This window comes from Liquorilactobacillus vini DSM 20605, from assembly GCF_000255495.1.
In the GTDB taxonomy this organism is placed as follows: Bacteria; Bacillota; Bacilli; order Lactobacillales; family Lactobacillaceae; genus Liquorilactobacillus; species Liquorilactobacillus vini.
The window spans coordinates 63,738-70,428 of sequence record NZ_AHYZ01000100.1; the positions used below are offsets into that span (position 1 = coordinate 63,738).

The window sequence follows — 6,691 nt, forward strand, 5'->3', positions numbered from 1 at the left end:
CCTTTTTTTTAGAGACCAGGAACTTTCGTTTTTCTTTCTTTTTGAGTTGGTAACGCCTGTTTAGCCGCTGGCATCAATGAATAGCGTTTCAAATAGCGATTAGCTAAAACAACCGTTCCTTTTGCAAAAAATTCCAAAACATCGGGAGTTAATTCGACCGTTTCACCGCTGCCTTCAACCACCATCCCCATGCGATAAATCAAGCTTTGTAACAAGCCTATTCTGCGCATCATAATAAAAGTCCAAAGCTCATCTTGATCCTGCTGAGTAATTGTCCTGACTTGTTGATAACCATCAAGCAGCTCAGTAATAATTTCTTCAATATCGGACCGATGCTCCATTAAAGCTACCGCGCTTGCCAAATCATACATGAACCAGCCTTGCCCGCAATCATCAAAATCCAAAACAGTGATTTTTTGACCATTTTTCAACAAATTGGCTGTCCGCAAATCACTATGAATCATTCCATAGCGATCGGGCCCGTTCCCATAAATCATCAATCTCTTGCGCATTAATTCAACGCACCGATCTAAGATTCTAATTTCATTGCTATGCAACCAATGACCGGTGTGATAAGAAGCACCATAAAAATTATTGTTGCGGCCAAACGTCCCAGAAAAGTTCCATTCCATCCGTTCATAAAACGCGGGTTGCGGCCATCTTTGCGCTGCTAAATGCAAAGTGGCGGCAATTTTGCCAATTTTTTGATACAACTGGCGATCTTCAACCGTTAGCTCACTCTTTTCATATTTGCCGAATTTAATTTCCAGCCCGGCTGCTAGTCTGAATAACGGAAACGTAAGCCAGTTTGGAATCTGCTTACAAGTTTTAACAATTGGTTCAAGATCCTCATTTGTATCACTAGAATCAACCGGTGCACTGCCAGCTACATATTCAAAACAGACAACATATCTTTTCTCTGCCAAGCTTGGTGTTTCAATTGCTTCAATGTAATGACCATTTTGCGATTTTTGCGGCAGTGCCAAAGATAACTTAGTCTGTTGCTTTAGATTTAAGATCCACGTCAATTCAGTTCGAATATTATTGAAAGTCGCATATTCAAGCCGATGTACTCGTAAAATTACTTTGGGTCGCCCAGCAGCTTGTAAACTGAAAGTTGCATTTTCTGTAAAGTTTAACAACTTAACTTTGGCATCTGCTGGATAACCCCAGAGCAGCTTGGCTTTTTCAGCAACTTGTTGCAGGTGGTTCAGTTTTTCTGAAAAGCTTAGCAAGTTGAATTTGCTTTGCGAAGTTGCATTTAATTGCCCCATTTGATCACCCCTGAAGTATTTTCTGTCTTAATTACATTTATCATACGCAGCGGCTAATGATTTAAATAGAGCAATTTAGCAACTTTTTCTCCCTCGGGGTTGTACAATGTGAACTTTTATAACATGAAGCTTGTAGGTTGATTTAAACAGGAGCAAGCAGTGGTACACAACCTTGATTGGCTTAGATCGATTGCAGGTCGCAATTTTATCAGCCATGCCGAATACATTTGTTAGTTTTTCATGCTGACTACAAAAAAAGGACACGATCTAATTGATCAATGCCCTTAAAAATTATACGCTTTAGTTTTCAATTTTGATTTTAATCACTTGACTTTGTCTAACCAGTTTTTGCCTTCAACTACCCGCGTAACCAGCATACTAGCCGTCGTATTACTTGAAGAATTAATTAACGTTGCTGGAATATCAATGATCTCACTGATGATTAGGATTAATGGCAGCGCCGACATTGGAAAGCCGAAGATGGTAATGATTACCGCCTCAGCCACAAAACCGCCACCGGGAATGGCACTCATGACCATTCCGACTAAAAAGCCGACACCAATGATCAGCAACGCATTTTGCAGTGAAGTAATGCTCCGGTTAAAGAGGACAAATAAGAAAGTTGTCTTCAAGACGCCACCTACGACTGACCCGTCTTTATGCACATTGGCACCTAATGGAACGACCGTATCAGCAATATCCGAACTGACACCCATTTTTTTCGTATATGCTAGATTGGCTGGGATCGTTGCTGCCGAAGAACTGGTAGCAATAGCAGTGATGGCCGGCACGCCAATATTACGCCAAAAAGCTTTAAGGGCCGGTTTCCCACCCGCTATCAGCGCATAGCAACTCATGACTACTACAAAATAAAAGGCGGCATAAACTAGATAGACCAGCCATGTTCGGACGTAAGTTGAGATCATTTCTGAGCCCAGGTTGCCAATTACAGTTGCAAAAAAGCAGCCCAAGCCAATCGGTGCATAATACATAATATATTTAACAATCTTCATAGTAACCACATTGCCAGCAATCAAAACCTTCGCAAAAGGTCGCGCAGCTGAACCAGAAGTCGAAGTAGCAATTCCGGTAAAAATTGCCACCACAATCAACGGCAGCATATGATTTTTCGACAAAATCTTGCTAAAGTCATCAACCGTAAAAGTATTGACTAGTTGCTCAAGGCCAGACGTATGACTGCCAGTTGCTCCTTTGACATTGCCCATCAAATGTTTCAAGCTTGCCATATCAACATTATTGATTGGATGAAAAAGCAAGACGGCTAAATAACCGATCACCGCCGAAATAAGTGCTGTCACAACAAAAACGATCAAGGCCGTGATCAGAATCTTCCCCAAACGCTTCATTTCCGTCATTGAGGCAATTGCCGCTGAAATACTAAAGAAAACTAGTGGAATCAAGACCATATACATTAAGTTTAAAAACAAATCACCAAACGGTTTAACAACTTCAACTTGTTTTCCCCAGATCACTCCCGCTAAGCCGCCTAAAATCAAACCTAGAAACAATAAAATCGTCCCTCGATAATTTCTCCAAAATCTACTCATAACCCAACCTCTTTTCATAAATCAAATTATACCATCATTCACTGGATATGTTGAAGCTGGCGTTAAGACGATTAACCCGCCTGCTTTGACGATAAAAAAAATCAACTGAAGAATTGATTTTCTTCAGCTGATAAATCTGCTTGCTTGATTATTCGTTTGCTAATGCATCGATCGGATTTAACCGGGAAGCCTTGCGAGCAGGTAAGAGTGCGGCAATAAATGAAATCAACAAAGCTGCGGCAAAGGCAAAGATCACATTGCTGAAATTCATTTGAACAATATCAAACTTGATTAGGCCATAAAGTGCATGATTTAAAATCGTTCCAACGGTCCAAGCAATCACTAAACCAACTACCGCTGAGAATAATCCCAAAAGGACTGACTCAGAAGTAAATAAGCGCCGAATATCTTTGCGCCTTTCACCCAAAGCTCGCAAAATTCCAATTTCCTTAGTTCGCTCAGCAACTGACATATACATCGTCACGATGATCATCAACGCCGATACCAGCAGAGAAATCCCAGCGATCGTCGCTAAAACTGTTGATGCTAGGTTAACATAGCGATTAACAGTTTTTAAGAGACTGCCAATCGTAATTACTAAAAAGTCATACTTCTGATTTGATTTGATTTGTCGCAGCTGCTTGGCAGCTGTTTCCACATTATCCAATTGATCAACACCAACGCTCAAAAAGTTAGGATCAGCAACCGCTCCTGCCTGCTGCAAGCCAGCTTTAGTTGTTTGAAAATTAGTTAGGACCATTGCCCCGGCGCTTTTCCCATTAATGATCCCAGAAATTTTGAATTTAGCAGTGGCTTGAACTGGCTGATTATTGGCATTTATCCAATTATAAGCAACGGTAACCTGCTTGCCGATCATTTTGGTCGTTGCCAGCTTGCCAAATAGCTGCTGACCAATTGAAGCATCCAAAACCAGTTCGCCTTTTTTCGGCCAACTGCCTTTTTTCAAGACATGGTCAGTATAGGCTGCCGTATAGGTCTGCAAGGTACTGCCAGCGGCTTTTTTATTTTGATAATTCACGGTATAATTTCCCAGCTGATAGCCCTTTTCGACTTGCTTGATATGTTTGACCTGCTTGATTTTAGCAATCTTTTTGGCTGAAAGAAAATAACTTGTTGGTTCCTGACTAAAATTTTGAATAGCCATTTGCGATTTAGATTGGGATAAATGCTTGCCCTGCGGATTATTCATGACCGTCATAACTTGTGGATTGGCCAATGAATTGATTTGATCTTGAATATAATTATTGATTCCATTGCCTAAGCCCGAAAAGAGGAGAACTGCAAAGATTCCAATCGCCGTTCCTAAAACAATCAGCGAGTTTTGCTGAAAATGATACATCAAATGTTTAAAAGCATTTTTGTAACTAGCCGTCGCGGATAAGACTTTAGCCGCGATTCGAGTTGCATTATCAGGTAAAGGATAAGCTGGCCGCAAGCGCCGGTCTGAATCAATTAAACCATCAGCTAAATGGACGACTCTAGTCCCATGATCAGCCACTTCCTGTGAATGAGTCACTGCGATCACTAACCGGCCATCGGCAGCAATTTGTTTTAAGATCTCCAAAACTTCTTGCGTATTTTTAGAGTCCAACGCCCCAGTCGGTTCATCAGCTAAAATAATTGCTGGATCGCTGGCTAAAGCCCGGGCAATCGCCACCCGCTGTTTTTGTCCGCCAGAAAGCTGATTAGGATGTTTTTTCAGCTGATCCGCCAAACCAACTTGCAAAAGCAGCTTTTTAGCTCGTTCAACTTTTTGTTGATGAGAGAGCGTTGTCATCTCCAATGAAATCAAAACATTTTCCAAAACTGTCAAATGACTAATCAAATTATATGATTGATAAATATAACCAATCATCGAGCGCCGATAATCATCAACTTGTTTTTCTTTACCATGATCCAGTTTTTTACCAGCTATTGTTAACTCACCAGAAAACTCTCGATCTAATCCGCCAATGATATTCATCAAAGTCGACTTGCCACCGCCTGATTCACCCAAGATCGAAACAAATTCACCCTTTTCAAAACTTAAGCTAATGCCCTTAATGACTGGGATTTCTTCATTTCCAAGATAGTAGGATTTGTGGATATTCTTTAATTCTAAAAATGCCATCTTTTTTCTCCTTGCTTCTATCTGCTTAGTAAAATTGCTGCTTAAAATTCTTAATTATATTGAGTTAATCGTAACATAGTCGAACAGGAAAAACATGTAGTTTACATAATTGAAGGATATTTTTAAATACTGCTGGCATCAAAGAAAAAAACTAACCTTTCTTTTAAAAACAAGCAAATCTTACCTGCCAGCTTGCATTGCTTAAAACAGTCTGTTTTTTAAGTTTATATTTCAAATAAATACAATTGTTTCACGCCTTTTTTAAACCGCAAAATGAAATTTAATACATTATAGTAAATTAATATTCTTTGGTTGTAACCGTTTATTTTAACTTTGCTAAGAAAAACAGCTTTAAAACTAACAAATAGAAAGCAGTTTGGTGCTCAAGCACTAAACTGCTAGTTAATATTTATGCTGTAAAACATATTTCAGCTTAAATAACTGTGATATGCTTTCTTCAATTAATTTAAAGGAGGCATTTAAAGACTATCTAAAATATAAAAGGCCAGCATTAATTTAAAACGATCACGATTGACTTCAAGATTTAATGACAGAATTTCTTTTATCTTTTTTATTCGGTAATTGATGGTATTTCGATGAGTAAAAGTTTTCGCTGAGATTGCCTTAATACTACCATTTTCTTGTAAATAAAGTTTTAACAGCGAAGTATAATCCGTTCCATTATCTCGATCATATAGAAGAATTGGTTCTAAAATTCGTTGCGCGCTTTTCTGTAAAATCTCAAAATCATTAACTGCCAAGATAAGTTCATTAATGCCATTGTCTTCAAAAAAGCAAAGTGAGTTAGCACTGTGTTTTTGAATTCGATCCATCACATATTTGACTTGCTTATAGGCTTGTTGCAATTTTTTTATGGATGAAACTTCATCGCTGACACTGATTTCAAATAACTTGCTCGGAAACTTATTGCTCAATGCTTTATCCAGTGATTTAGCAAAATCCTTCAATTGAAATGGATCATTGACAACAATCATTATTGCATCTTCAATTTCAAAGATACAATTTACAAACCCATAAGCATTGAGTTGAATTTCAATACTTAATTGCAACTGTTCATGAAACTGGGTACTGCTTTTTTGAATTGCAAAATTTTGGCCTTGAATCGCGATTATCGCGTAATTGCTGTTTAAGTCAAAACTATTCCTTTCTAATTGAGATTCAAATTGCGCTGGTTTTTCAGGATGAAAAATGGCATTTTTAATACTTTCAGTCAGACTAAAGGCAAATTGTTCACTCAAAAAGATGCGGTTACAGTAATCTCGGATAATATCAATTAAATGTATTCTCCAAGGGACAGTAAACAAGGGAAAGTTTTTAGTTTGACAGTACTTGATTAAATCTGGAGGAATTTGATTAATAAATTTTCCAGTGTTGATTATTAAGGCTGTTGCACTAGAATTGACAACCTTTTTAACATATTCTTCCAACCATTGATCAGAATCTTTTCCAATTCCAGTTGTGATCACAATTTCATTTCCATGCAGATAATCCATGGTATCAATATTTTCCAGAATATGTACCCAACTGAATAGTCGATCCAGGCCAGAATTACCGGTAAGTAATTTCATTTCATATTTTTCTTTAGTTGCATAATAAACCGTTCTTAATTTAATAGCCACTATCTCACCTGCTTTTATGTCATTTAATATCACATTATATGATTTAGTTTAATTTAGTCAAATTCGAGGAGGAATAAG

Annotated in this window: 4 protein-coding genes; all 4 read right to left on the reverse strand. The window is 38.2% G+C overall.

Annotated elements, in window-relative coordinates:
• Window positions 1-8: 8 nt before the first annotated feature.
• Window positions 9-1,274: a phosphotransferase enzyme family protein gene (locus ON15_RS06550; protein ID WP_010580692.1), complete on the reverse strand. Its 1,266-nt coding sequence runs from the start codon at window positions 1,272-1,274 to the stop codon at window positions 9-11.
• Between the two features lie 323 nt (window positions 1,275-1,597).
• Complete coding sequence (locus ON15_RS06555) at window positions 1,598-2,842, reverse strand: dicarboxylate/amino acid:cation symporter (RefSeq protein ID WP_010580693.1); 1,245 nt, start codon at window positions 2,840-2,842, stop codon at window positions 1,598-1,600.
• A gap of 148 nt (window positions 2,843-2,990) precedes the next feature.
• Window positions 2,991-4,973 carry an ABC transporter ATP-binding protein/permease gene (locus ON15_RS06560; protein ID WP_010580694.1) on the reverse strand — a complete coding sequence of 661 codons (1,983 nt, stop codon included), beginning with the start codon at window positions 4,971-4,973 and terminating at the stop codon, window positions 2,991-2,993.
• Between the two features lie 479 nt (window positions 4,974-5,452).
• On the reverse strand, window positions 5,453-6,613 hold the full coding sequence (locus ON15_RS06565; RefSeq protein ID WP_010580695.1) for a PucR family transcriptional regulator: 1,161 nt from the start codon (window positions 6,611-6,613) through the stop codon (window positions 5,453-5,455).
• Between the last annotated feature and the right edge of the window lie 78 nt (window positions 6,614-6,691).

Bases quoted from the DNA above. Each gene is read 5' to 3' on its own strand.
- ON15_RS06550 (WP_010580692.1), bottom strand. From the start codon at position 1,274: ATGGGGCAATTAAATGCAACTTCGCAAAGCAAATTCAACTTGCTAAGC.
- ON15_RS06555 (WP_010580693.1), bottom strand. From the start codon at position 2,842: ATGAGTAGATTTTGGAGAAATTATCGAGGGACGATTTTATTGTTTCTA.
- ON15_RS06560 (WP_010580694.1), bottom strand. From the start codon at position 4,973: ATGGCATTTTTAGAATTAAAGAATATCCACAAATCCTACTATCTTGGA.